Source organism: Georgenia sp. X1117, from assembly GCF_057784635.1.
Genome location: NZ_CM173492.1, coordinates 2322903 through 2349032 on the forward strand (window position 1 = coordinate 2322903; position 26130 = coordinate 2349032).

20 protein-coding genes are annotated in these 26130 nt (G+C 73.6%); 13 read left to right on the plus strand and 7 right to left on the minus strand.

Annotated features, from left to right (window positions below):
* Positions 1-86: 86 nt before the first annotated feature.
* Complete coding sequence (locus AC3D3D_RS10675) at positions 87-1013, minus strand: LppM family (lipo)protein (RefSeq protein WP_488511977.1); 927 nt, start codon at positions 1011-1013, stop codon at positions 87-89.
* Positions 1014-1215: 202 nt separating this feature from the next.
* Here AC3D3D_RS10675 and AC3D3D_RS10680 point away from each other — a divergent pair, with 202 nt between their 5' ends.
* The 5 genes from AC3D3D_RS10680 (at position 1216) to purQ (ending at position 6871) form a co-directional block, all read left to right on the plus strand.
* Positions 1216-3069, plus strand: a complete 1854-nt coding sequence (locus AC3D3D_RS10680) for a phosphoenolpyruvate carboxykinase (GTP) (RefSeq protein WP_463662058.1) — start codon at positions 1216-1218, stop codon at positions 3067-3069.
* Positions 3070-3229: 160 nt separating this feature from the next.
* The gene (gene purD / locus AC3D3D_RS10685; RefSeq protein ID WP_463662059.1) at positions 3230-4570 is read left to right on the plus strand and encodes a phosphoribosylamine--glycine ligase; all 1341 of its coding nucleotides are present in this window, start codon (positions 3230-3232) and stop codon (positions 4568-4570) included.
* A gap of 349 nt (positions 4571-4919) precedes the next feature.
* Positions 4920-5837 (plus strand): phosphoribosylaminoimidazolesuccinocarboxamide synthase, encoded by a 918-nt coding sequence (locus tag AC3D3D_RS10690; protein WP_463662060.1) that lies wholly within the window; start codon positions 4920-4922, stop codon positions 5835-5837.
* 57 nt (positions 5838-5894) lie between these two features.
* Positions 5895-6173: a phosphoribosylformylglycinamidine synthase subunit PurS gene (locus AC3D3D_RS10695; protein WP_463662061.1), complete on the plus strand. Its 279-nt coding sequence runs from the start codon at positions 5895-5897 to the stop codon at positions 6171-6173.
* Positions 6170-6871, plus strand: coding sequence for a phosphoribosylformylglycinamidine synthase subunit PurQ (purQ, locus tag AC3D3D_RS10700; protein WP_463662062.1), 702 nt, complete (start codon positions 6170-6172; stop codon positions 6869-6871). The genes AC3D3D_RS10695 and purQ overlap by 4 nt, the downstream gene beginning before the upstream one ends.
* Positions 6872-6899: 28 nt before the next feature.
* Here the strand turns inward: purQ and AC3D3D_RS10705 are convergent, their stop codons facing one another.
* Positions 6900-8054: an alpha/beta fold hydrolase gene (locus AC3D3D_RS10705; RefSeq protein WP_463662063.1), complete on the minus strand. Its 1155-nt coding sequence runs from the start codon at positions 8052-8054 to the stop codon at positions 6900-6902.
* A 211-nt stretch (positions 8055-8265) separates the two neighbouring features.
* Between AC3D3D_RS10705 and AC3D3D_RS10710 the strand changes: the two genes are divergently transcribed.
* The 4 genes from AC3D3D_RS10710 to AC3D3D_RS10725 all read left to right on the plus strand — a co-directional run bounded on the left by AC3D3D_RS10710 (position 8266) and on the right by AC3D3D_RS10725 (position 11157).
* Positions 8266-8856, plus strand: a complete 591-nt coding sequence (locus AC3D3D_RS10710; RefSeq protein WP_463662064.1) for a TetR/AcrR family transcriptional regulator — start codon at positions 8266-8268, stop codon at positions 8854-8856.
* A 172-nt stretch (positions 8857-9028) separates the two neighbouring features.
* Positions 9029-9604 (plus strand): dihydrofolate reductase family protein, encoded by a 576-nt coding sequence (locus AC3D3D_RS10715; RefSeq protein WP_463662065.1) that lies wholly within the window; start codon positions 9029-9031, stop codon positions 9602-9604.
* A gap of 12 nt (positions 9605-9616) precedes the next feature.
* Positions 9617-10174, plus strand: a complete 558-nt coding sequence (locus tag AC3D3D_RS10720; protein WP_463662066.1) for a dihydrofolate reductase family protein — start codon at positions 9617-9619, stop codon at positions 10172-10174.
* Between the two features lie 50 nt (positions 10175-10224).
* Positions 10225-11157, plus strand: coding sequence for an NADP-dependent oxidoreductase (locus AC3D3D_RS10725; protein WP_463662067.1), 933 nt, complete (start codon positions 10225-10227; stop codon positions 11155-11157).
* A 103-nt stretch (positions 11158-11260) separates the two neighbouring features.
* Here AC3D3D_RS10725 and AC3D3D_RS10730 read toward each other — a convergent pair whose 3' ends face one another.
* A complete protein-coding gene (locus tag AC3D3D_RS10730) occupies positions 11261-11713 on the minus strand; it encodes an SIP domain-containing protein (protein ID WP_463662068.1) in 453 nt (150 codons plus the stop codon).
* A 259-nt stretch (positions 11714-11972) separates the two neighbouring features.
* On the opposite strand from AC3D3D_RS10730, the gene AC3D3D_RS10735 reads away from it, so the two are divergent.
* The gene (locus AC3D3D_RS10735; RefSeq protein ID WP_463662069.1) at positions 11973-14177 is read left to right on the plus strand and encodes a malate synthase G; all 2205 of its coding nucleotides are present in this window, start codon (positions 11973-11975) and stop codon (positions 14175-14177) included.
* Positions 14178-14333: 156 nt separating this feature from the next.
* On the opposite strand, the gene AC3D3D_RS10740 is transcribed toward AC3D3D_RS10735, so the two are convergent.
* The 4 genes from AC3D3D_RS10740 to AC3D3D_RS10755 form a co-directional block, all read right to left on the minus strand.
* The gene (locus AC3D3D_RS10740) at positions 14334-16073 is read right to left on the minus strand and encodes an ABC-F family ATP-binding cassette domain-containing protein (protein ID WP_463662070.1); all 1740 of its coding nucleotides are present in this window, start codon (positions 16071-16073) and stop codon (positions 14334-14336) included.
* 239 nt (positions 16074-16312) lie between these two features.
* The gene (locus tag AC3D3D_RS10745) at positions 16313-17275 is read right to left on the minus strand and encodes a MaoC/PaaZ C-terminal domain-containing protein (RefSeq protein WP_463662071.1); all 963 of its coding nucleotides are present in this window, start codon (positions 17273-17275) and stop codon (positions 16313-16315) included.
* Positions 17276-17435: 160 nt separating this feature from the next.
* Positions 17436-18815, minus strand: coding sequence for a 3-oxoacyl-ACP reductase (locus AC3D3D_RS10750; RefSeq protein ID WP_463662072.1), 1380 nt, complete (start codon positions 18813-18815; stop codon positions 17436-17438).
* Positions 18812-20134, minus strand: a complete 1323-nt coding sequence (locus AC3D3D_RS10755) for an acetyl-CoA C-acetyltransferase (RefSeq protein WP_463662101.1) — start codon at positions 20132-20134, stop codon at positions 18812-18814. The genes AC3D3D_RS10750 and AC3D3D_RS10755 overlap by 4 nt, the downstream gene beginning before the upstream one ends.
* A 209-nt stretch (positions 20135-20343) precedes the next feature.
* Between AC3D3D_RS10755 and AC3D3D_RS10760 the strand changes: the two genes are divergently transcribed.
* The 3 genes from AC3D3D_RS10760 (at position 20344) to purL (ending at position 26057) form a co-directional block, all read left to right on the plus strand.
* Positions 20344-21231 carry a TetR/AcrR family transcriptional regulator gene (locus tag AC3D3D_RS10760; protein ID WP_463662073.1) on the plus strand — a complete coding sequence of 296 codons (888 nt, stop codon included), beginning with the start codon at positions 20344-20346 and terminating at the stop codon, positions 21229-21231.
* The gene (locus tag AC3D3D_RS10765) at positions 21228-23390 is read left to right on the plus strand and encodes an acyl-CoA dehydrogenase family protein (RefSeq protein ID WP_463662074.1); all 2163 of its coding nucleotides are present in this window, start codon (positions 21228-21230) and stop codon (positions 23388-23390) included. Before AC3D3D_RS10760 ends, AC3D3D_RS10765 begins: the two co-directional genes overlap by 4 nt.
* A 429-nt stretch (positions 23391-23819) precedes the next feature.
* Positions 23820-26057 (plus strand): phosphoribosylformylglycinamidine synthase subunit PurL, encoded by a 2238-nt coding sequence (gene purL / locus AC3D3D_RS10770; protein ID WP_463662102.1) that lies wholly within the window; start codon positions 23820-23822, stop codon positions 26055-26057.
* The last annotated feature ends 73 nt before the right edge of the window (positions 26058-26130 follow it).

The window sequence follows — 26130 nt, forward strand, 5'->3', positions numbered from 1 at the left end:
GACGACGGCGCCCGCCTCCCGTACGGGAGGCGGGCGCCGTCGTCGTGGCCCGAGACGTCAGGGGCCGGGCAGCGGCCCCGGGTCGGTCAGGACCAGCCCTGGCCCTGCTGAGGGGGCTGCTGGCCGCCCTGGCCCCAGGGCTGGCCACCCTGTCCGCCCTGGTCCCAGCCCTGCTGGCCCTGGCCCGGGCTCTGCGCGCCCCAGCCGGGCTGACCGCCCCACTGGGCCTGGTCGGGGCTCTGGGCGCCCCAGCCGGGCTGACCGCCCCACTGCTGCTGGCCGGCGCCCCACTGCTGGCCGCCCTGGTCCCAGCCGGGCTGGCCGCCCTGCGGGCCGCCCCACTGCTGCTGACCGCCGTAACCACCGCCCGCGCCGTAACCGCCCGGACCGCCGGGGCCGCCCTGGGCGGCGGCCGCCCGCTTCTTCTTGTTACCGCGGGTCACCGCGAGAATGATGATGAGCAGCACGAGCGCGACGACCACGCCGATGGCGGTCCACAGCGCCCAGCCGGGGATGCTGTCGAGGAAGCCGGCGGAGGCCGAGCCGGTGGCGGTGATGCCGTCGCGGTACCACTCGATGCCGGTGAAGGTCACCTCGTTGCCGTTGACCTCGCCGCCGCCGCCGTCGATGACGTCACCGGGGAAGACGACCGTCGTGGTCATCTCCGGGGTGCCGAGCGCGGCCATCGACTCCACGTCGATCGTCGGGTCGCCCTGCAGGCTGAAGGTCAGGGTGTCGCCGTCCTGCGTGACGATGTAGCTGCCGTCGTCGTTGACCATCTGGTCGGTCGGGCCGGACGCCTCGAGGGTGCAGCCGACCAGGCCGTTCTCCTCGTAGTCCTCCGCGGTGACGGTGGCGCCCTCGACGGGCGAGTCGTCCTCCGCGAGCTCCTGGCAGTTGACGTCGGCGCGGGTGACCGCGGGGCTCAGCGCCACGCCCTGCGCGTGCACGTCCGTGGTGCCGTCGGTGCCGATCTCGTAGCTGATGTCGGCCCGGAAGCAGCCGGAGAGCACGAGAAGCAGGATGGGAAGGGACAGAAGGGCCGTGATGCGCCTGCGCAGGCCACTAGGCTGAGGATGACGTCTCATGTACGTCACGGTAGCGGTCCGCGGGCGGGTGGGTCGTGCATAGATCTATCCCCCCTGTCGATCGATGCCCGGTGTCACCGGACGCTCCGAGGGGACGGACCCTCGGCATCGAGGAGGATGATCAAGGATGACCACCCAGAGCCCGGCGCGTGACCTGGTTCGAGAGTCGGCGCCGTCGGGCGTGCCCGAGGAACTGCTCACCTGGGTCGGCGAGGTTGCCGAGCTGACCAGGCCCGACGCCGTCGAGTGGGCCGACGGCTCACAGGAGGAGTGGGACCGGCTCACCGCCGGGATGGTCGAGTCGGGGACACTGATCCGGCTCGCCGAGGACAAGCGGCCCAACAGCTTCCTCGCCCGCTCGCTGCCCTCGGACGTCGCGCGCGTGGAGTCGCGCACCTACATCTGCTCCGAGAAGGAGGAGGACGCGGGCCCGACGAACAACTGGGCCGAGCCCGCCGCGATGAAGGAGACCCTGCGCGGCGTCTTCCACGGGTCGATGCGCGGACGCACGATGTACGTCGTCCCCTTCTCCATGGGGCCGCTCGGCGGGGCGATCTCCCGGCTCGGCGTCGAGATCACCGACTCGCCCTACGTCGTGTGCAACATGCGGATCATGACCCGCATGGGCACGCCCGCGCTCGAGCAGATCAAGGCCGGCGGCTACTGGGTGCCGGCCGTGCACTCGGTGGGCTACCCCCTGGTCGACGCCGACGGCGCGAGCCGCCCCGACGTGCCCTGGCCGTGCTCGGACGAGAAGTACATCACCCACTTCCCCGAGACCCGTGAGATCTGGTCCTACGGGTCCGGCTACGGCGGCAACGCCCTGCTGGGCAAGAAGTGCTACGCCCTGCGCATCGCCTCCGTCCTCGCCCGCGACGAGGGCTGGATGGCCGAGCACATGCTCATCCTCAAGCTGACCGACGAGCGCACCGGCAAGAGCTACCACGTCACCGGCGCGTTCCCCTCGGCCACCGGCAAGACCAACCTCGCCATGCTCCAGCCCACGATCCCGGGCTGGAAGGTGGAGACCGTCGGCGACGACATCGCCTGGATGCGCCAGGGCGAGGACGGCCGGCTGTACGCCATCAACCCCGAGGCCGGGTTCTTCGGCGTCGCGCCGGGCACGGGTCGCTCGACCAACCCGGTCGCGGTGGACACCCTGCGGGAGAACATCCTCTTCACCAACGTGGCCCTGACCGACGACGGCGACGTGTGGTGGGAGGGCCTGACCGACGAGCCCCCGGCCCACCTCACCGACTGGCAGGGCGAAAGCTGGACGCCGGACTCGGGCCGGCCCTCGTCGCACCCCAACAGCCGGTTCACCGCGCCCGCCGCGCAGGCGCCGACGATCGCCGACACCTGGGAGGACCCGGCCGGCGTGCCGATCGACGCCATCCTCTTCGGCGGGCGGCGCGCCTCCAACGTCCCGCTCGTGGCCGAGGCCTACGACTGGGAGCACGGGGTGTTCATGGGGGCGACCGTGGCCTCCGAGCAGACGGCGGCCGCCGAGGGGACCGTGGGGGCGCTGCGCCGCGACCCCTTCGCCATGCTGCCGTTCTGCGGCTACAACATGGCCGACTACTGGGGCCACTGGCTGACCATGGGGGAGAAGCTCGGCGAGCATGCGCCGCGGATCTACCAGGTCAACTGGTTCCGCAAGGACGCAGACGGCCGGTTCATGTGGCCCGGCTTCGGCGACAACTCCCGGGTGCTGGACTGGATCATCCGCCGGGTCAGCGGCGAGGTCGGGGCCGAGGACGGGATCACCGGCCGCGTGCCGCGGACGGAGGACCTCAACCTCGACGGGCTCGACCTGGCACCGGAGGTGCTCGAGGAGATCTTCCGCGTCGACCCAGCGGCGTGGTCGGCCGAGAGCGACGACACCGAGACCTACCTCGAGCAGTTCGGCGACAAGGTGCCCGCGCAGGTGCGCGAGCAGCTCGGCCGGCTGCGCGAGCGCATCGCCGCGGCGCAGGCGTAAGGGACAGGCGCAGGGGCGGGGCGCCGGCGTCGGCCCGTGAGCGGCCGGCCCGGTGAGCGGCCGGCCCGGTGAGCGGCCGGCCTGCTGAGCGCATGACCGACCGGCCCGGGGGCGGGGCCGGTCGGTCGGCGAGGTCGCGGCGCCCCGTACCCTTGCGCGGGTGAAGATCCTCCTCATCGGTTCCGGGGCGCGCGAGCACGCCCTCGCCCGCGCGCTCGCCACCGACCCCGCCACGGAGTCCCTCGTCATCGCCCCGGGTAACCCCGGCACGGCGACGCTCGGCGAGAACGTGGACGTCGACATGCTCGACGGCGCCGCCGTCGCCGCCCTGGCGACCGCGCGAGAGGTGGATCTCGTCGTCGTCGGGCCCGAGGCCCCGCTCGTGGCGGGCGTGGCCGACGCCGTGCGTGCCGCCGGGATCCCGGTCTTCGGCCCGAGCGGCGCGGCCGCCCGCCTCGAGGGCTCCAAGGCGTACGCCAAGGAGGTCATGGCGCTCGCCGAGGTGCCCACGGCGATGGCCCGCGTGTGCACCACCGCCGCGGAGGTCGCCGACGCGCTGGACGCGTTCGGCGCCCCCTACGTCGTCAAGGACGACGGGCTCGCCGCCGGCAAGGGCGTCGTCGTCACCGACGATCGCGAGCTCGCGCTGGCTCATGCGACCGCCTGCCTGGCCCCGGCCGGCGGCGGGACGGCCACCGGCGAGGTGGCCGTCGGTGACCCGGCCACCGGGGGGCGCGCCGGCGTCGTCGTCGAGGAGTTCCTCGACGGGCCCGAGGTCTCGCTGTTCTGCCTCTCCGACGGCGAGCGCGTCCTGCCGCTGGCCCCCGCCCAGGACTTCAAGCGCATCGGCGACGGCGACACCGGCCCCAACACCGGTGGCATGGGCGCCTACTCGCCGCTGCCGTGGGCGCCGGCCGACCTCACCGAGCAGGTGCTCGAGCGCGTCGCGCGGCCGGTGGTCGCCGAGCTTGCCCACCGGGGGACCCCGTTCGTCGGGCTGCTGTACTGCGGGCTCGCGCTGACCTCGCGCGGGCTGCGGGTCATCGAGTTCAACGTGCGCTTCGGCGACCCCGAGACGCAGGTCGTCCTCGCCCGGCTGCGCACCCCGCTGGCCGGGCTGCTGCACGCGGCCGCGACCGGCAACCTGCCGGCCGAGGACGTCCTCGAGTGGGACGAGGGCGCGGCCGTCGGCGTCGTCGTGGCCTCCCCGGGCTACCCGGCCAAGGTGCACACCGGCGACGAGGTGGCCGGGCTCGCCGAGGCCGAGGGGATCGACGGCGTCCACGTCGTCCACGCGGGCAGCGCCGAGGTCGACGGGCGCGTGGTCTCCAGCGGGGGGCGGGTGCTCACCGTCGTCGGGCAGGGGGAGGACCTGGCCGCGGCCCGCGCGACGGCCTACGCCGGGGTGGGGCAGGTGCGGCTGGACGGCGCGCAGCATCGCTCGGACATCGCCCTGGCGGCGGCCGAGGGGCGCGTCACGGTCCCGGTCGCCGCGGGGTAGCTCGCCGCTGGCTGGCACCCCATCCGCCGCGCCTCAGCGAGAACATGGGTCGTGTGTCGAGCGCATGCCCCGTGTCCATCGTCTCGAGACGCAACCCGATGTCTCGATGATTGGGGAGGCGGCGGGCTGGTGCGCCACCCGCCGCCCCACCTGCTACACCGCCGCCCGTCGTCGAGAACATGCCTTGTGTATCGAGCGCATGCCCCGCGTGCATCGTCTCGAGACGCAACCCGATGTCTCGATGAGTGGGGGCGCCCATGTCTCGATGAGTGGGGGCGCCCATGTCTCGATGAGTGGGAGGCGCAGCAGCCGGGGCGACCGCGCGGCGCCGCGGTGCCAGGATGGGCGCATGAGCATCGGGGTCGGTGAGGCGCCGCACCTGCGCGGCTGGAGCCACGTCTACAGCGGCAAGGTGCGGGACATGTACGTGCCGGCGGACCAGGACTCGGGCCGCGGCGGCGACGTCGTGCTCATGGTGGCCTCGGACCGGCTCAGCGCCTTCGACCACGTCCTGCCCACGCCGATCCCCGGCAAGGGCGTCATCCTCACCCAGCTCACCCTGTGGTGGTTCGAGCAGCTCGCCGACCTGGTGACCGACCACGTCGTCTCCCTCGACGTCCCGGCGGAGGTCGCCGGGCGCGCGATGATCTGCCGGCGGCTGCAGATGTACCCGATCGAGTGCGTGGTCCGCGGCTACCTCACCGGCTCGGCGCTCGCGGAGTACCGGGCCGGCGGGGCGGTCTGCGGCGTCGAGCTGCCTCCGGGGATGGTCGACGGCGACCGCATCGACCCGCCGATCTACACGCCCGCGGCCAAGGCGGCCGTCGGCGAGCACGACGAGAACATCACCTTCGAGCAGTCCGCCGAGAAGGTGGGTGTCACCGCCGCCCGCCGCCTGCGCGACCGGTCCCTGGCGGTGTTCCGGCGGGCGTCCGAGATCGCGCTCGAGCGCGGGCTCGTGCTGGCCGACACCAAGTTCGAGTTCGGCTTCGAGAACCGTCCGGGCGACGTCGAGCTCGTCCTCGCCGACGAGGTCCTCACCCCCGACTCCTCGCGGTTCTGGCGCGCGGCGGACGTCGTCCCGGGCAGCACGCCGCCGAGCATCGACAAGCAGTTCGTGCGCGACTGGCTCACCTCCCCGGCCTCGGGCTGGGACCGTGCGGGCGACACGGCGCCCCCGCCGCTGCCCGAGGACGTCGTCGAGCGCACGCGCGAGCGCTACGTCACGGCCTTCGAGACCCTCACGGGGCGGACGGCCCCGGTCTGACCAGCGACGGGCGCCTACCCTGGCGCCAGTCGTCCGTACCTGAAGGAAGGGCACCACATGGGCCGCATCGTCGTCGACGTCATGCCGAAGCCGGAGATCCTCGACCCCCAGGGCAAGGCGGTGGTCCGCGCGCTCGAGCACCAGGGCCTCACGGGGTTCGGCGTGCGCCAGGGCAAGCGGTTCGAGCTCACCGTCGACGGCGAGGTCACCGAGGAGCACCTCGAGGCCGCCAGGCGCGCCGCCGCCGACGTGCTGTCCAACCCGGTCATCGAGGACGTCGTGGCCGTGCGCGCGGACGAGCAGGCCGACGACGCCGCGGCCGGGGTGGCGCTGTGACCGCACGCATCGGGGTGGTCACCTTCCCGGGCACCCTCGACGACGTCGACGCCGCCCGCGCGGTGCGCCTGGCCGGCGCCGAGCCGGTGGCGCTGTGGCACGCGGACGCGGACCTGCAGGGGGTCGACGCCGTCGTCCTGCCCGGCGGCTTCTCCTACGGCGACTACCTGCGGGCCGGCGCGATCGCGGCGCTGGCGCCGGTGGTGCGCGCGGTGGTCGACGCGGCGCGGGCCGGGACGCCCGTGCTGGGGATCTGCAACGGCTTCCAGGTGCTGTGCGAGGCGCACCTGCTGCCCGGCGCGCTCGTGCGCAACGAGCGCCAGCGCTTCATCTGCCGCGAGCAGCGGCTGCGGGTGGCCTCGGCCTCGACGGCGTGGACCAACCGCTTCTCGGTCGGCCAGGAGATCGTCGTGCCGTTGAAGAACGGCGAGGGGCGGTACGTGGCCACCGAGGAGACTCTCGACGAGCTCGCCGCCGAGGGGCGCGTGGTCTTCGAGTACGTCGGCGTCAACCCCAACGGGTCGCTGCGGGACATCGCCGGGGTCAGCGACGCGTCGGGCCGCGTGGTGGGGCTGATGCCGCACCCGGAGCATGCCGTCGAGCGCGGGTTCGGGCCGGACTCCGACGCCGGTGCGCGCGCCGGCACCGACGGCCTCGAGCTGTTCCGCAGCGCGGTGGCCAGCCTCGTCGGAGCCTGACCGCAGCGAGCAGCCGCGCCTGCGCGCGTCACGGGCGAGGCGGCAGGACGGGACCGAGCCGCTCGTCGTCGGACCTGTCGTCGCGGACGCGCTCGCCGCGGCCGCGGTCCTCACGCCCGAGCCTGCCCAGGAGCCCGACCAGCGCCGCCGCGTACTCCTCCGTCCGGGCGAAGTGCACGTCGTGCGGGCTGTGCACGCGCACGGTCTCGTTGTCGGGCAGGAGGTGCTCGACGCGGGCGAGGTCGTCGTCGTCGAGCGCCGCCAGGAGCGTGCCTTGGCGGTCGTGGCGGGTCGGGGTCGCCTTGACGAAGACCGTCGGGCAGGAGATCGCCGCCAGGGTGGCGGCCTGGTCGAATCCGCGTAGCCAGCTGCCGTCGGCGAAGGAGGCGGTGAACCGCAGGTCGAACGGCTGGCTCATGGTGCCCCAGATCCGGTTGATGCTCACCCCGACCCAGCGCACGATCGGCACGCGGGTGGGATCGGCCCGCCGTTGCCTGATCACGCTGCGGGTGAAGAGCGTCCACAGCGGCCCGAAGATCTGCTTCCAGTAGCTGCGGGGCATGTACCAGCACACCCAGTCGCGCTCGGCGTCCTGGGCGACGAACTCGACGGCGCTCTCGAACGCGTCGACGTAGACGTAGGTCTCTTCGATCCGGTCGGGCTCGGTGGAGAAGAACGGGGAGTCCTCGAGGAGGACGCCGCGCACGAGGTCGGGCCGGCGCGCGGCGAGGAGCGCGGCGATCAGCCCGCCCGACGAGTGCCCGGCGACGACGACGGGGCCGTCGAAGGACCGCTCGACGAGCGCCGCCACGTCGTCGGCGATCTGCACGCCGGTGTAGTCCTCGGGGTTCCAGGTGCTCCTGCCGTGCCCGTGCACGTCGACGACGAGCACCCGGTAGGTGTCGACGAGATGCGGCAGCGCCTTGGCGTACTCCTGCCACACGCAGCCCTGGCCGGGAATGAGCAGCAGCGGCACGCCGTCGTCCTGCGGGCGCTCGGCGACGTTGAGCTCGAGGCCCTCGCGGATGCGGACCGTCCGCTCGCGGAAGCCCAGGCGCTCCGCCGCGCGGACGTGCGCGGCGAAGTAGTCCTTCGTCCGGCGCGACGCCCGCAGTGCGCCAACGGCGATGACGGCCGACGCGGCGGCGACGGGGACGAGGGAGGCGAGCAGGAGCGATTTCATCGGTGGATGCTCCCCGGACCGAGCTGCGCGAGCGGCCTGAGCGGCCCGAGCGGCCCGAGCGGCACGGCGGTCGTCGGCGGCGTGCTCATGCGCCCTCCCCTGCGGATGCGGTCTTCGCCGCGACCGTAACATAGGTTAGGTTACGGTTCGTCGGGCGTCAGGGAACATGACGGGAGCATGGGGCGTCACCACAGGAGCGAGGAGCGGGTGCATGAGCGCAGCGAGGCAGCGCTGGCTGGACATGGGCGTCGAGGTGCTCGCCGAGGAGGGTGGGGTCGACGCGCTCCGCATCGACCGCCTCGCCGATCGGCTGGGCCTGTCGACCGGGTCCTTCTACCACCACTTCCGGGGCGTGGCCGGGTTCAAGAAGGACCTGCTGGTGCACCTGGAGGAGATCCAGACCGCCGGGTTCGCGGACACGGTCGCCGCCACCGACGTGGTGCCCGAGGACCGCGTGCAGACCTCCGCCGATCTCATCGGCCGGCTCGCGACGGCGCGCGCGGACCTCCGGCGTCCGCGGCTCGAGGCGGCGCTGCGCGCCTGGGCGCTCACCGACCCCGACGCGGCACGGACGCAGGCCGCGATCGACGAGGGGCGGCTCGAGACGATCCGCGCGGTGTGGCGCCAGGTCTCCCGGGACGAGGAGGAGGTGCGGCTGGCCGCCCTGCTGCCCTACGTCGTCGCGATCGGGGCGAGCGCGATCATGCCGCCGCTCGCCGACGACGACCTCCACCGCCTCTTCGAGATGATCGTCTCCCTCGTCCCCGATGCCGCGGCCGAGCACAGCGACGGCGCCCGATGAGCTCCTCTCCCTGACCGCGGACCTGGTCGCCAACCTGACCGCGGACCTGACCGCAGACCTCATCGCCGACCTCGGCAGGAACGCTGCGCCGATTCCCCTGGTGCACCGTCCCCGGCCCCGCTAGGCTCGCCTCTGGTTGCATATCGCAACTGGAACTCGACGAGGAGGACCCATGGGACGACTCATCTACTCGATGCAGGTCTCGCTCGACGGATTCGTGCAGGACGAGCACGGCGACTTCTCCTGGGCGGCGCCCGAGGCCGACGACCACGACGCCATGAACGACGAGATGGACGGCGTCGGCACCTACCTCATGGGCCGGCGGATGTACCAGATGATGCACCCCTGGGAGACCGACCCCGCCCTCGCCGAGGAGGGGCCCGAGATGGCCCGGTTCGCCCACATGTGGCAGCGGGCGGACAAGTACGTGTGGTCGACGACCCTGACCGAGCCGATCACGGCCCGCACGCAGCTGCGCTCCAGCTTCGACCCCGAGGAGGTCCGCGCCCTCAAGGAGTCCACCGCCGGCGACCTGACGATCGACGGCCCCACCCTCGCCGCCCAGGCGCTCGCCCACGGCCTCGTCGACTCGGTCCGCCCGGTGGTCTACCCGGTCGCGATCGGCCGCGGCCTGCGGTTCCTGCCCGACCGGCGCCTCGACCTGCGGCTGCGGCGCGAGTGGCGGGTCGGTCGCGGGGTGGTCTTCCTCGACTACGACGTCGTCCGCCGTCCCGGCGCCGAGGACTGAGGGGGGCGCGCCGTGGCCAGGCTCGTCTACCTCATGCAGGTCTCCCTCGACGGCTACGTGCAGGACGCCGAGGGCCGCTTCGACTGGGCCGTCCCGGACGACGTCGAGCACGCCGTCCTCAACGAGGAGACCCTCACCTGCGGCACCTACCTCCTCGGCCGCCGGATGCACGAGGTGATGTCCGTCTGGGAGACCGATCCGTCACTAGCGGCCTCCGGTCCCGTCGAGGCGGAGTTCGCCCGGCGCTGGGCGGAGGTCGACAAGTACGTCTGGTCGACCACGCTCTCCGCGGTCGGCACGGCGCGCACGCAGCTGCGGTCGCACTTCGACCCCGACGAGGTCCGCGCGATCGTCGCGGGCGCCGACCGGGACGTCGCCATCGAGGGCCCCACGCTCGCGGCGCACGCCTTCCGGCACGGCCTCGTCGACTCGGTCCGGCCGATCATCTACCCGGAGATCCTCGGCGGCGGCCTGCGCTTCTGGCCCGACCAACGCCTCCACCTCGAGCTACGGCGGACGCGGGAGTTCGGGCGCGGCCGGGTGCTCATGGACTACGACGTCGTGCGATAGCCCCGGGGCGGGCATGGAATGTGCGCCCGGGCCGACCTGTTGGCGCGGGTATGAAGGCCATCGGATTCCACAGCCCAGGTGACCCCGACGTCCTCGAGGAGATCGAGCGGCCCGACCCGGCGCCCGGTCCGGCGGAGGTGCTCGTGCGCGTGCACGCCGCCGCCGTCAACCCGACCGACACCACGCGCCGCGCCGGCACGGCGAGGCGTCCCGCCGGCGAGCCGCCGGTGGTCCCGGGGATGGACGCCGCCGGCGTCCTCGCCGCGATCGGACCGGACACCGAGACCCCGCTCAAGGTCGGGGACCGCGTGATGGCGATCGTCGTGCCCGACGGCGCGCACGGCGCCTATGCGGAGCAGGTCGTCCTGCCGGCGGACTCCGTCGTCGCGGCGCCGCGAGACACCAGCCACGCCCAGGCCGCCACGCTGCCGATGAACGGGCTCACCGCCCGCCTCGCGCTGGACACCCTCGACCTGCCGCGCGGCAGCGTGATCGCGGTCAGCGGGGCCGCGGGTGCCATGGGCGGCTACGCGGTGCAGCTGGCCAAGGCGGACGGGCTGACCGTCGTCGCCGACGCCGCGGAGAAGGACGTCGAGCTCGTCACCGAGCTGGGGGCCGACGTCGTGCTCGAGCGCGGCGAGGGGTTCGCCGAGCGCGTGCGCGAGCACCACCCCGACGGCGTGGACGGCGCCGTCGACGGCGCGCTCCTCCACGAGGCTCTCGCCCCGGCGGTGAAGGACGGCGGCTCGGTCGTCACCGTCCGCGGCCACGACGGCACCGCCGAGCGGGACGTGACGTTCCGGCCCATCTTCGTCGGCGAGTACGCCCGCGAGCGCGCGAAGCTCGAGACCCTGCGCAAGCAGGCCGAGAGCGGCGCGGTCACGCTGCGGGTGGCGGAGATCCTGCCGAAGGACCAGGCCCCGGAGGCGCACCGCCGGCTTGAGGCGGGCGGGACGCGCGGGCGGCTCGTGCTCGCGTTCTAGGGGCGGTTGCCGGCGTCGTCCTCGTGCCGCGAGGCGGTCGCGAGGCGCCTGGCTCGCTCCTCGCGGGGCGCCTGTGAGCGGCGCGCGGGCTGCCCACCGCGCGTCAGGCGGCGTCGGGCGAGTCCCGCTCGGCGCGCTCGGCGCTGTTCTCGACCGATCGTCCGCAGTGGTGGTGGCGGCCGCGCAGCCGCACCTGCATCTGACGGTGCACGCCCGCGAGGCGGGGGTTCGCCGTCGCGCCCAGCCACACGACGAGCGGCGCGGGACCCTCGTCGTCGGGCGCCCACTCCGCGAGCCACCCGCGCAGGGAGCGGGCGAGGAGGTCGCCCTCGGGGACCGGGGCGTCGTCGGCGCGCCTCGTGCGCGCGAGCCACGTCGTCGTCATGCGCGCGGGGGCGTCGAGCTCGAGGGCCTGTTCGGGGGAGTCGATCTCGAGGAAGACCTGGCCGTAGGCGTCGGCCGGGAGGCGCTGCAGCGTGGCGCCGACGTACCCGACGTCGTCCCGGCCGCCGGCGAGCAGGAAGTGCGGCGTCGGATGGGCGTGGTGAAAGCGCATGAGTTCGACTGTAGGTAAGCCTTACCTAACTGGCAAGGGCGTCCGCTGCTTCCTGGACGCCCCCACCGGTACGTGGTCGGCGCCGTCGAGCCGGAACGCCGATTTCACGATGCGGATAGGAGGTCGCGGACGTGCCGCCTCGGTCCGTAGGCTGGTCCGACGGCGGCGGTTCGACGGTGCGCGGCCAGGTGACGGTGCCGTCGTCCAGCAGGTCGCCGTGCACGACCCCGCCGCCCTCCGCGACCCACAGGAGACACAGATGACGAGCACCGACCAGTCCTCCGCAGCCACCGGCGAGCGGGTCGAGCGGGCGGGGCTCGACGTCTACGCGCCGCTGGCCGCGTTCGTGGAGGACGTGGCGCTCACGGGCACCGGCATCGACGCCGACGCCTTCTGGGCCGGGCTCGCGTCGATCATCGCCGACCTCACGCCGACCAACCGCCGGCTCCTCGAGGTCCGCGACGAGCTGCAGGCTCGCATCGACCAGTACCACCGCGACCAGCCCGGCCTGCCCGACGCCGAGAAGTACAAAAACTTCCTCACCGAGATCGGCTACCTCGTCCCCGAGCCGGAGGAGTTCACGGTCACGACGACCGACGTCGACCCCGAGCTCGCCGATGTCGCCGGCCCCCAGCTCGTCGTCCCGCTGCTCAACGCGCGCTTTGCCATCAACGCCGCCAACGCCCGGTGGGGCTCGCTCTACGACGCGTTCTACGGCACCGACGCCATCCCCGACGACGGCGACCTCGCCCGCGGCGCGGAGTACAACACCGTGCGCGGCGCCGAGGTCATCGCCCGCGGCCGCGCCGTCCTCGACCAGGCAGCTCCGCTCGCGCAGGGCTCGCACGCGGACGCCACGCGCTACCACGTCGTCGACGGCGCCCTGGTCGTCGACCTCGAGGGCGGCGCCACCACCGGCCTCGCCGACCCCGCGGGCTTCGCCGGCTACACCGGTGAGCCGGACGCGCCGGACTCGGTCCTGCTCGTGCGGAACCGGCTGCACCTGGACGTCGTCATCGACCGGTCCGGGTCGATCGGCGCGGTCGACGGCGCGGGCGTGCAGGACATCGTCCTCGAGTCGGCCGTCTCGACGATCATGGACCTCGAGGACTCCGTGGCCGCCGTCGTGCCCGAGGACAAGGTGCTCGGCTACCGCAACTGGCGCGGGCTGGTCAGCGGCACCCTGACCGAGGAGGTCACCAAGGCCGGCCGCACCTTCACCCGCCGGCTCAACCCGGACCGCGAGTACACCGGCCCGGGTGGAGAGCCGGTCGTCCTGCCGGGGCGCTCGCTGCTGTGGATCCGCAACGTCGGCCACCTCATGCGCACCGACGCCGTGCGCGACGCCGAGGGCCAGGACGTCTACGAGGGCATCCTCGACGCCGTCATCACCGCGCTCGGCACCCTGCCCGACCTGTCGGGGGAGCGCGCCGGGACGAACTCCCGCACCGGCTCGATCTACGTCGTCAAGCCGAAGATGCACGGCCCCGAGGAGGTGGCCTTCGCCGTCGAGCTGTTCGCCCGTACCGAGGCCCTGCTCGGGCTCGCGCCGGGCACGATGAAGATGGGCATCATGGACGAGGAGCGCCGGACCACGGTCAACCTCCGCGCCAGCATCGCCGCCGCCGCCGACCGCGTCGCCTTCATCAACACCGGCTTCCTCGACCGCACGGGCGACGACATCCACACCTCGCTGCACGCCGGCGCCGTGGTGCCCAAGGGCGAGATGAAGGGTCTGCCGTTCATGGTGGCCTACGAGCGAGCCAACGTCGACGCGGGCCTGGGCGCCGGCTTCGACGGTCGCGCGCAGATCGGCAAGGGCATGTGGGCGATGCCGGACCTCATGGCCGACATGCTCGAGCAGAAGATCGCTCACCCGCGCACCGGGGCGAACACGGCCTGGGTGCCCTCGCCGACGGCGGCGACGCTGCACGCGCTGCACTACCTCGAGGTCGACGTCGAGGCCGTGCGCGCCGAGATCACCGGGCGCGAGCCGCAGTCGATCGACCCGATCCTCGTGCCGCCGCTGCTGGACAGGGAGCTGAGCGCCGAGGAGATCGCCTCCGAGCTCGACAACAACGTCCAGTCGATCCTCGGCTACGTGGTGCGCTGGGTCGACCAGGGGGTCGGCTGCTCGAAGGTGCCCGACATCCACGGCGTGGCCCTCATGGAGGACCGTGCGACGCTGCGGATCTCCAGCCAGCTGCTGGCCAGCTGGCTGCTGCACGGGATCGTCACCGAGGCGGAGGTCGACGACTCGCTGCGTCGGCTCTCGGCGGTGGTCGACGAGCAGAACGCCGGGGACCCGAACTACGAGGCGCTCATCGGCGCGGACGGTCCGGGTGTGGCCTACCGGGCGGCGCGGGCCCTGATCGTCGAGGGCGCCGCCCAGCCCAACGGGTACACCGAGCCGATCCTGCACCGCATGCGCCGCGAGAAGCTGGGCGCCCCGCCGCAGGTCTGAGGCTGCCTGGGCTGCGCGCCGCTTGCGGTGCCGCGCGCCGCCCTTGCCCTCGCAGACCCCTCGTGTCCTCGAGACATTGGGTTGTGTGTCGAGGCCATGCCCCCGGTCCGTCGTCTCGAGACACAAGGCATGTTCTCGATGAACGGGCGGGCCGAGTCAGTGGTCCTCAGTGAGGCGGCCCGCCGTCATCTGCCAGCGCCGCGTCGCCCGCATGCCGGCGAGCATCCGGCGGTCGTGCGTGACCAGCACGACGGTGCCGCCGAACGAGTTCACGGCCTGCTCGAGCTGCTCGACGGCGGGCAGGTCGAGGTGGTTGGTCGGCTCGTCGAGCACGAGCAGGTTGACGCCGCGCGCCTGCAGCAGCGCGAGCCCGGCACGCGTGCGCTCCCCGGGTGACAGGGAGGCGGCCGGCCGGGTCGCGCGGTCCCCGGCCAGCGCGAACTTGGCCAGCAGCGTGCGGGACTCCTCGGGATCCATCGAGGCCGCGTCGGCGAATGCCCTGGTCAAAGGTTCAGCCACGTCGAAAGCGTCGCGTGCCTGATCGATCTCCCCGACGACGACGCCCGACCCCAGTGAGGCCCGCCCCTCGTCCGGCGCGAGGCGTCCGAGCAGCAGACCGAGCAGTGTCGTCTTGCCCGAGCCGTTGGCGCCGGTGAGTACCACCCGGTCGCCCCAGGTGATCTCGGCGGTGACCGGGCCGAGGGTGAAGGCGTCGTCGGCGCTGCGGCGGGTGAGGGTAACGCCGTCGAGGGTGGCGACCACGGTCCCCGAACGCGGCGCCTCTGCCACGCTCATCCGCAGCTCCCACTCCTTGCGCGGCTCCTCGACCACCTCGAGCCGTTCGATCGCCCGCTCGGTCTGCGCGATCTTGCCCGCGAGCTTCTCGGTGCGGGCGCGGGCGGCGTGGATGATGTGCTTGTCGCCGTCGGTGGCCTTCTTGCGGGCGTTGCGGATGCCCGTCGCGGTCCACTCCTTCTGGCGCTGGTGGCGCGCCTTGAGCCCGGCCACCTGCTCGGCGTACTCCTCGTAGGCCTCCCGGTCCCGACGCCGTGCCAGCGCGCGTTCGTCCAGGTAGGAGTCGTAGCCGCCGTCGTAGACGGTGACCTTGTGCTGGGCGGCGTCGATCTCGACGATGCCGGTGGTGGTACGGGCGAGGAACTCGCGGTCGTGGCTGACCACGACGACGCCCTGCCGCGCGCCGGCGACGAGCTCCTCGAGCTGGGTCAGGCCGTCGAGGTCGAGGTCGTTGGTGGGCTCGTCGAGGAGGAGGACGTCGTAGCGCTGGAGCAGGAGCACCGCCAGCGAGGCGCGGGCGGCCTGCCCGCCGGACAGGGTGGTCATGTCGGCGTCGGGACCGACTCGCAGGCCGAGCCGGCCGAGGACCTCCTCGGTGCGTTCGGGCAGGTCGGCGCCCCCGAGGGCGAGCCAGCGTTCGAGGGCGACGGCATACCGGTCGTCCGCCGCGTGGCCGGTGGCCCCCTCGGCCAGGGCGGCCGCGGCGGCGTCCATCTCGGCCTCGGCGTCGGCGACGCCTGTGCGGCGCGCGATCATCGCCTCCATGGACTCGCCGTGACGGCGGTCGTGCTCCTGGGCGAGCAGTCCGACGGTCGCGGTGGGCGGCGCGAGGACGACCTGGCCGTCCGTCTCGAGGGCGTCGACCTCCGCGGACGTGTCCGCGCTCGCGGTCGGGAGGCCGGGACCGGAGGTGGCACCAGAGGTCGGCACGTGGCGGGCGTCCGCCGCGGCCAGCAGGGACAGCAGCGTGGACTTGCCCGCGCCGTTCGCGCCGACGAGACCCCAGACGTCACCGGGGGTGACCGTGAGGTCGAGGTCGGCGAACAGCTCGCGCTCGCCGTGGCCCGCACGCAGGCCGATCGCGCGCAGGGTGGCAGACATGGGTCAACCGTAGGTCGCGGGGGAGGCGGGGCCCCACCTTATTGCCGGCCACCGGGCGCCGGTGCGAACACTCACAATGCGGTTCGATCGGCGCCCGGTGGTGGAGACCCGCGCCACGTTCCCCCAGGTGTCCTCAGGGTGTCCCCGGGGTGACGACGCTTGATCCACAGGTCGAGCGGCCTGTCCACGCATCGGTGCACACGGGTGTGGACGCGGCCTGTGGACAGACCTCGCGCACGTCAGGTCGCGGCGTCGGTGACGGTGGCCGAGAGGTGGAGCTTGCGCTTCCTCGGCTCCCATGCCATCATTCGCCGCCCGCCCCGACCGTTCGAGGCATCGGCGTTCGTGGCTGCGTCGGAGACTGCCCCCCGATCACCAGTCGCACCATTGCTGACCTGCGCAAACGCTGCCTTCGCGGGAATGAGGACGGGTGTCCCGAACTCGACGTCCCAGGTGACGGCGTCGGGCACCGGACCGGCGTGCAGGGCCCGCGCGGCGGTGTACATCCCGTGCGCGATCCGGCGCGGGAAGCCGAAGGCCCGGGCCCCCAGCCACGAGGTGTGGATCGGGTTGCGGTCCCCCGAGACCTGTGCATATGTGTGGATGTCGGCCTCGGTGACGCTCCACAGCGCCTGCGGGCGCTCGGGGATCGCGATCACCTGCCGTTCACCTGCGGACGGGGCCCGCTCGAGCCCCTCGGGTGCGGGCGCCTTCGACAGGTACGTCGCCCGCCCGGTCCACACCACCTCGCCGCCCGCTGCGGCCTCGACCGTGAGCTCGACGGTGGTGCCGCGCCGGTGCTCGCGCGCGTCGTGCGCCCATGCCGTGACGGTGAGGGCCTCGCCGAGCCGCACCGGCCGGCGCTGGGTGACGTGGTTGGCCACGTGCACCATCCCCAGCGGTGAGAACGGGAAGTCCGCGCGCGCCATGAGCGAGATCGCCAGCGGGAAGGCCAGTACGTGCACGAGGCCCGGCGGGAGCGTGTCGTCCACCGGGGCCCCGACGACGTGCTGGTACTCGGTCAGGTGCGCCGGCTCGGCCGTCACGGGGCCGGCGCTGAGGGCCACCTGCGGCAGCCCGGCCGGGCTCGTGCGGGTGAGGACGCTCTGCGCGGTCCGGCTCAGCACGGTCCGGTAGGTCGCCCCCAGGCTCGGCACGGCGCCGACCTGCTCGACCCGGTACGACGACGGCACGGCGCTCATGCGCTCACCCTGCCGAGGGCGAGGGGTTCCGTCGAGGGGCGGGCGAGCAGAAAACTGCTCACTCGTCGAGAACGGCGGGGCGGGAGCATGGGTACGGGCAGAAAAGTGCTCACTCGTCGAGAGGGGCGGCGGTGGTAGAGACTGAGACCGTCGGCTGTCATCAGCGGCCCACGAGGAGCTGCCCGCACACGCGCAGCACCTCTCCGTTGACGCCACCGGCCTGCGGCGAGGCGAGGAACGCGATCGCCTCGGCCACGTCCACCGGTAGCCCGCCCTGCTGCAGGGAGGACATCCGCCGCGACATCTGCCGCGGCACCGGCGGGATCTTCGCCGTCATGTCGGTCTCGATGAAGCCCGGCGCCACGGCGTTCGCCGTGCCACCGGCTGCGGCCATGAGTGGTGCGAGCGCCTCGGTCATCCCGATGATCCCGGCCTTGGCGTAGCCGTAGTTGGTCTGGCCGCGGTTGCCGGCGATCCCCGACGTCGAGGCCAGCGAGATGATGCGCGGCGCGTGCTCGGCGTCGCCCAGCCTCCCCGGCTCGGCGAAGGTCTCGTTCATCGTCACCGGCGCGGTGATGTTGACGGCGAGGAGGTCGGCGAACCGGTCCTCGGTCATGTTGGCGAGCAGCTTGTCCCGCAGGATCCCGGCGTTGTGCACCACCACGTCCAGGCGTCCGTAGCGCCGGTGGGCGGCGGCGAGGATGGCCTCGGCGGCGTCGTCGCGCGTGACGTCGAGCTGCAGGGCCAGGCCGCCGGCCGCGTTCATCGTGCGGGCCAGTGCCTCGCCCGCCGCGGGGACGTCGACGCCGACCACGTGCGCGCCGTCGCGGGCCATGACCCCCGCGATCTGCTCGCCGATGCCGCGGGCGGCCCCGGTGACCGCCACGACGAGGCCGGTCAGCGGCCGCGCCCAGTCCTGCGGTGCGTTGCCGCCGGGGCCGGCGGTGAGGATCTGCCCGGAGACGAAGGCCGAGCGTGCCGAGAGGAGGAACCGCACGGCCCCCGCCGGCGAGGCGTCCCCGGCCGACGCGCCGGTGCCGAGCGCCACCGCGTTGCCCGTGGCGCCGTCGCGCAGCTCCTTGGCGAGCGAGCGCACGAAGCCCTCGACACCGGCGCGGGCGGCGGCCAGCCGCGGGCTGTCGCCCTCGGTGGCGGCCCGGTGCAGGACGATCACCCGGCCGGAGCGGCCCAGGTCGCGCAGCACGGACCCGACGGCGAGGGCCGGCGCGGTGAGGTCGGCGCTGGTGGTCAGGCCGGTCGCCACGAGCACGACGGCGCCGAGCTTTCGCTTGTCGCCGGGCGTGGCGTCGCGTCGGACGTCGGCGCCCCAGGCCAGCAGGTGCTCGACGAGCTCCTCGGCGTCCACCCGCGCGGCGTCGGACCCGTCGGTGAGGACGAGGACCGGCCCGGGCGCGAGCGGGGTGTCGACGTCGTCGAGGTCGGCGGTGCGGCGCAGGATCGCCGGCCGCGGCAGGCCGAGCTGCTTGGCGATGCCGGCCCCGGCACCGCCGGAGACGAAGGACAGGTACGCGTCACTCATGCCGCCTCCAGCACCATCGCCACGGCCTGACCGCCCGCGGCGCAGACCGAGATGAGGCCGAGGGCCCGCTCTCCGGGGCGGACCTGGGACTCGCCGCGCTCGGCGAGGAGCTTGGCCAGCGTGCCGATGATCCGGCCACCGGTGGCGGCGAAGGGGTGCCCGGCGGCCAGCGAGGAGCCGGCCACGTTGAGGCGGCTGCGGTCGACCGTGCCGACCGGCGCGCTGCGGCCCAGGCGCTCGCGTGCGAAGGTCTCGTCCTCGAGGGCGGCCAGGGTGGTGAGCACCGTGGAGGCGAAGGCCTCGTGGATCTCGACGAGGTCGAAGTCGGCCAGCGTGAGCCCGGTGCGCTCGAGGAGGGCGGGGATGGCGAAGGCCCCGCCCATGAGCAGGCCCTGGCTGCCGTCGGCGAAGGAGACCGCGGCGGGCTGGGCGTCGACGACGTGGGCGAGGACCGGCAGGCCCCGCTCGGCGGCCCACTCGTCGGAGGAGAGCAGGACGGCCGAGGCGCCGTCGGACAGGGGGGTGGAGTTGCCGGCGGTCATCGTCGGGGCGGGCGCGCCCTCGGGGAGGTTCCTCGTGCCGAAGACCGGCTTGAGCTTGGCGAGCTTCTCCATCGAGGTGTCGGCGCGCAGGGCCTCGTCGCGGGTGAGCCCCCGCAGCGGGGTGATGAGGTCGTCGAACAGGCCGCGCTCGTAGGCGGCGGCGAGGTTGCGGTGGGAGGCGAGGGCGAGCTCGTCCTGCGCCTCGCGGGTGATACCCCAGGCGGCGGTGGTCAGCGCCTGGTGCTCGCCCATCGACAGGCCGGTGCGCGGCTCGTTGACGTCAGGGGCGACCGGGGCGAGGTCCTTGGGCCGCAGCTTCGTGAACGCGGCGATGCGGTCCTTGGTCGAGCGGGCGCGGGAGGCGGCGAGCAGCACGCGGCGCAGCTTCTCGGTGACGACGATGGGGGCGTCGGAGGCGGAGTCGGTGCCGCCGGCGATGCCGGCCTCGATCTGCCCGAGCGCGATCTTGTTCGCGACCCCGACGGCGGCCTCCATGCCCGTGGCGCAGGCGCGCTGGACGTCGTAGGCGGGGGTGGTGGGGTCCAGCGCGGTGCCGAGGACCGACTCGCGGGTGAGGTTGAAGTCCTTGGGCTGCTTGAGGACCGCGCCGGCGACGACCTCGTCGAGGCGCTCGCCGGCCAGGCCGGTGCGGGCGACGAGCCCCTCGATCGCGGCGGTGAGCAGGTCCTTCGGGCTCAGCGCGTCGTAGGCGGAGCCGGCCTTGCCGAACGGGGTCCGGTTGGCGGCCACGACGGCGGCGCGGCGCGGGGTGGGCATGGGGATCACGTGAGGTCCTCGCTTCGCTGGGACGGACTGTCGGTCATCGGGCGTGCGGTGCGTTGCGTTGCGGCGTGGTCGAGCCCGCGGTCGGTGGTCACCGAGAGTCCGGTTCGTCGTCGTCGAGAGTGCGGTTCGTCGGCGCCCGACGTCGGGACCACGGTGTATCGGATCTGGCCGATACCGAAAGTACCTGATACTTTCGTTTCATGGTACCTGCCGAGGCCGAGGACGTCCGGGGGTTGGCCGCGACGGCCGACGACCCGCCGGCTCCGCGCGCGGACGGGCGGACCACCCGCTGGGACGACCACCGCGCGGCGAGGCGCCTCGAGCTCGTCCGTGCCGCCCGGCGCTGCGTCCACGAGCGCGGGCCGGACGTGTCCATGGACGAGCTGGCCACGCACATCGGCACCTCGAAGTCCATCCTCTACCGCTACTTCACGGACAAGTCCGGGCTGCAGCGGGCGGTCGGCCGGCACGTCCTCGACCGGATGCTGCGCGAGCTGACCGAGGCCGCGAGCCGCCTCGGCGGGCCGCGCGAGCGCATCCACTCGATGGTCGCGGTGTACCTGCAGATGGTCGACGACGCCCCGCACGTCTACGCCTTCGTCACCTCGCCCGCGGGGGAGGCCACGGGGGACGTGCGCAGCTTCGTCCAGGACGTCGACGCCGTCATCGCGCACACGCTCGTCCCGGCCGTCCTCGGTCTCGCCGAGGGGGAGAGCACCGACCGGATCACCCCCGAGCAGGCCACCCGCGCCACGCTGTGGGCCTCGGGCGTCACCGGCACCGTCCGGTCCGTGGCCGACCGCTGGCTCGCCGCCCGGGCGCACCTCGAGCGTGCCGAGTCCGAGCACCAGACCATCGAGGAGAGCAGCCCGGAGGGGGGTGCCGGGCCTGCGGGGCCGGGCGCTGTCGTCGGGGGACCGCTCCATCCCGACCTCGAACCGGCCGTGGCCGCGCTCGACCGCACCGAGCTCGCCGCCTTCATCGCCTCCTGGCTGTGGGACGGGGCTGTCGGCGTGCTGCGCCGTGCCCGCACCGACACCCAGCCGCGCACCGTTCCCACCTCACGAACCGACAAGGACGTCCAGTGACCCAGACACCGATCCGCCCCACCGCCACGCCCGGCGCCGCGCAGGAGACGAGCCCCTCGGCCCACACCCCGCCCTCGGCGGTGCGCGGTGACACCCGCGTCGACGTCGCCGAGCTCACGCGCCTGCTCGGCGGACGCTGGTGGGGCCTGCGCCAGGAGACGCGCCGCGTCGCCACCGACCCGCGCATGCGCAAGATCGAGGGCCTGGGGCACCTCGAGCACCGTGAGCGCGTGATGGACCAGCTCCGCCTCCTCACCGAGATCGGCGACCCGCTGCGGGCCTTCCCCTCCCGGCTCGGCGGCCACGACGACCACGGCGGGTCGCTCGCGGCCTTCGAGGAGCTCGTCGTCGCCGACCCCTCGCTGCAGATCAAGGCCGGCGTGCAGTGGGGCCTGTTCGCCTCGGCGATCCTGCACCTGGGCACCGCCGAGCAGCACGACCGCTTCCTGCCCGGCGCCATGGACCTCACCGTGCCCGGCGCCTTCGCCATGACCGAGCGCGGGCACGGCTCGGACGTCTCCGGCGTGCTGACCACCGCCACCTACGACAAGGAGACCGACGAGATCGTCGTGCACACCCCCGTCGAGGCGGCGCAGAAGGAGTACCTCGGCAACGCCGCGCAGCACGGGAAGGCGGCGGTGGTCTTCGCCCAGCTCGTCGTCGACGGCGTCAACCACGGCGTGCACTGCGTCTACGTCCCCATCCGCGAGGAGCGGCCCGACGGGACGCTGTGCTTCCTGCCCGGCGTCGGTGGCTCCGACGACGGTGTCAAGGGCGGGCTCAACGGCGTCGACAACGGTCGGCTGTGGTTCGACCAGGTGCGCGTCCCGCGGACGAACCTGCTGCCCCGCTACGGCGCGATCGACGACGAGGGCACCTACAGCTCGCCGATCGACTCGCCCGGGCGTCGCTTCTTCACCATGCTCTCCACCCTCGTCCAGGGGCGCGTCTCGCTGTCCAACGCCTCGACCGGTGCGGCCCGCATGGCGCTGACCATCGCCGTGCGGCACGCCGAGCAGCGCCGCCAGTTCACCGGCGGCGACCCCCGCGAGGAGGTCGTGCTGCTCGACTACCAGCGCCACCAGCGCCGGCTGCTGCCGCGCCTGGCCCGCACCTACGCGCTGACCTTCCTCGGCGCCGAGCTGCTCGAGCGCTTCGACGACGTCTTCTCCGGGCGGCACGACACCGACGAGGACCGCCAGGACCTGGAGACCCTGGCGGCGGCCACCAAGCCGCTGGCCACGTGGAACGCCCTGGACACCATCCAGGAGGCCCGCGAGGCCTGCGGCGGTGCCGGCTTCATGGCCGAGAACCGGCTCACCGGCCTGCACCACGACCTCGACGTCTACGCCACCTTCGAGGGCGACAACAACGTCCTGCTCCAGCTCGTCGGGAAGCGCCTGCTGACCGACCACGGCAAGGAGATGATGAAGATGGACGTGGCGGGCACGGCGCGGTGGGTCGCTGCCCGCGCTGCCGACACCGCGATGCACCGCACGCCGCTGCGCCGGGCTGCGCAGTCGATCCGGGACACCGGGTCCAAGGCCCGCTCGGCCGGGCACCTGCGCTCCGCCGACGCCCAGCGCGAGCTCCTCGAGGAACGCGTGGAGACGATGGTCGAGGAGATCACCCTCGGTCTGCGGGCCTCCCGCGGGGCCTCCGACGAGAAGGCCTTCGAGGTCTTCAACGCGCACCAGGACCGCATCATCGCCGCGGCCCGCGCGCACGCCGAGCTGCTGGCCTGGGAGGCCTTCACCGCCGCGCTGTCGCGGGTGCGCGACCGGGAGACCTTCGAGGTGCTGCGCACCGTGCGCGACCTGTACGGGCTCACCGTCATCGAGGCGGACCTCGCCTGGTACCTGGTCAACGGACGCATGACGGCGCAGCGCGCGAAGACGGTGACGAGTTACGTGGAGCGGCTGCTGGCCCGGCTCCGTCCGCACGCGTCCGCGCTGGTCGACGCCTTCGGGTACACCGAGGAGATGCTGGGGGCGACGATCGCCGGCCCGGGGGAGAAGCAGCGGCAGGACGAGGCGCGCGAGTACGGGCGGCGCATGCGGGCCACCGGTCAGGCCCCGGTCGACGAGAAGACCCTGCGCGCGCAGGCCAAGGCGCGGTCCCAGGACGCGCGGGCGGAGCAGCCGGGCGCGCCGGCGTAGCTGGGTGGGGGGGGGGAGGGGGAGGCGGGGAGGTCGGGCGGAGAGGCGGGGCCGGCGCAGGGCGACTCGGTCAGTGCACCAGCCGGGCCAGGGGGCTACCAGGGCCGGAGGATGGGCAGGGATGACCCGTTCGTGACCCGGACGGTAGATTCGGCCCAGTTCCCGACCGCGTGCGCTGACGGCGGTCCGTGCGTCGGCGCCGTCCAGCCGCACCGAGCCCCACCCGTGAGGTCCCAGATGTCCGCAGATGCCCCCGCACCCCGCAGCGCCCCTGACGGCGGCAGCGCAGCGGCTGCACCCACCACCACCGCATCCACGGCACCTGCCGGCATCTCCACCACCGGCGCGCCCACCACAACCTCAACCACCCCCCAGGCCCCCCGGCACGACGAAACGGTCGACGACGCCGCGGTCACCCCCTCCACCCCGATGCCCTACGCCGAGCTCGGGCTCAAAGACGACGAGTACGCCCGCATCGTCGACCTGCTCGGCCGCCGCCCCACCTCCGCCGAGCTCGCCATGTACTCGGTCATGTGGTCCGAGCACTGCAGCTACAAGTCCTCCAAGGCGCACCTGCGCCAGTTCGGCGCCAAGACCACCGACGCCATGCGCGAGCACCTCCTCGTCGGCATCGGCGAGAACGCGGGCGTCGTCGACGTCGGGGACGGCTGGGCGGTGACCTTCAAGGTCGAGTCCCACAACCACCCCAGCTACGTCGAGCCGTTCCAGGGCGCCGCGACCGGCGTCGGGGGCATCGTCCGCGACATCATCGCCATGGGCGCGCGCCCGATCGCGGTCATGGACCAGCTCCGTTTCGGCGCCCCGGACCACCCGGACACCGCGCGGGTGGCGCACGGCGTCGTCGCCGGCATCAGCTCCTACGGCAACAGCCTCGGCCTGCCCAACATCGGCGGCGAGCTCGACCTCGACCCCGTCTACCAGGGCAACCCGCTGGTCAATGCCCTCGCGATCGGCGTGCTCCGGCACGAGGACATCCACCTGGCCAACGCCTCGGGCACCGGCAACAAGGTGGTGCTGTTCGGGGCGCGCACCGGCGGCGACGGCATCGGCGGCGCCTCGATCCTCGCCTCGGAGACCTTCGACGAGGGCGGCCCCGTCAAGCGCCCGTCGGTCCAGGTCGGCGACCCCTTCATGGAGAAGGTCCTCATCGAGTGCTGCCTCGAGCTGTTCTCGAACCGCCTGGTCGAGGGCATCCAGGACCTCGGCGCCGCGGGCATCTCCTGCGCCACCTCCGAGCTGGCCTCCAACGGCGACGGCGGCATGCACGTCGACCTCGAGACCGTCCTCCTGCGCGACCCCAGCCTCACCGCCGGCGAGATCCTCATGAGCGAGTCGCAGGAGCGGATGATGGCGGTCGTCCACCCGGACAAGCTCGACGACTTCCTCGCCGTGACCGCCCGCTGGGAGGTCGAGACCTCCGTCATCGGCGAGGTCACGGGCACCGGCCGGCTGACGATCGACCACCACGGACGCCGGATCGTCGACGTCGACCCCCGCACCGTCGCCCACGACGGCCCCGTCTACGACCGCCCCTACGCCCGCCCCGACTGGCTCGACCCGATCGTGGCCGACACCGCCGCCGACCTGCCCCGCCCCACGGACCCGGAGCAGATCGCCGAGCAGGTCCGCGCCGTCGCCACCGACCCCAACCAGGCCGACAAGGGCTGGGTCACCGACCAGTACGACCGCTTCGTCCAGGGCCGCACGGCACTCGCCCAGCCCGACGACGCCGGCGTCGTGCGTGTCGACGAGTCCACGAACCGCGGCGTCGCGCTGGCCACGGACGCCAACCACCGGTACGCCTTCCTCGACCCGCGCACCGGCGCCGCGCAGGCCCTGGTGGAGGCGGCGCGCAACGTCGCCGTCGTCGGGGCCCGCCCGATGGCGGTGACCGACTGCCTCAACCTCGGCAACCCCGAGGACCCGGGCGCGATGTGGCAGCTCGTCGAGACCATCACCGGCCTCGCGGACGCCTGCCAGGAGTACGGCATCCCCGTCACCGGCGGCAACGTCTCCCTGTACAACTCCACCGGCGAGCCGGGCACGGCCACCTCCTCGATCCACCCCACCCCGGTGGTCGGGGTCCTCGGCCTGCTCGACGACGTCACCGCCACCACCGCCTCGGGCTGGCGCCGAGAGGGGCTGAGCGTGCTCCTCCTGGGCGCCACCGCCCTCGAGCTCGACGGCTCGGCCTGGGCGCAGACCGTGCACGGCCACCTCGGCGGGACGCCGCCGCGGGTCGACGTCGCCGCGGAGAAGGCGCTGGTCGAGGTCCTCCTCGCCGCGCACGCCGATCGCCTCCCGCGCGCCGCCCACGACCTGGCCACCGGCGGCCTCGCCCAGGCCTTCGTGGACGCGACCACCCGCTACGGCGTCGGGGCCGAGATCGATCTCACGTCGGTGCTCGACCGCGACGGCGTCGACGTTGCGACGGCGCTGTTCAGCGAGAGCCAGGCGCGGGCCCTGCTCGCCGTCGAGCCCGCCGACGCCGACCGCATCGCGGCACTGGCGCGCACGCACGGCGTACCCTGCGCGACGATCGGGACCACCGGCGGCGACCGGCTTGCCGTCGCAGAGGTGGCGACGATCGACGTCGCCGCGCTCGCCCAGGCCTCGGCCGCCGTCCTGCCCGACCTGTGGGACTGAGCGGGCGGACCGCGCAGGACGCGGGCCGCGCGCGCACCGCGTGCCCGCCACGTGACCAGCGCGTCGCACGCAC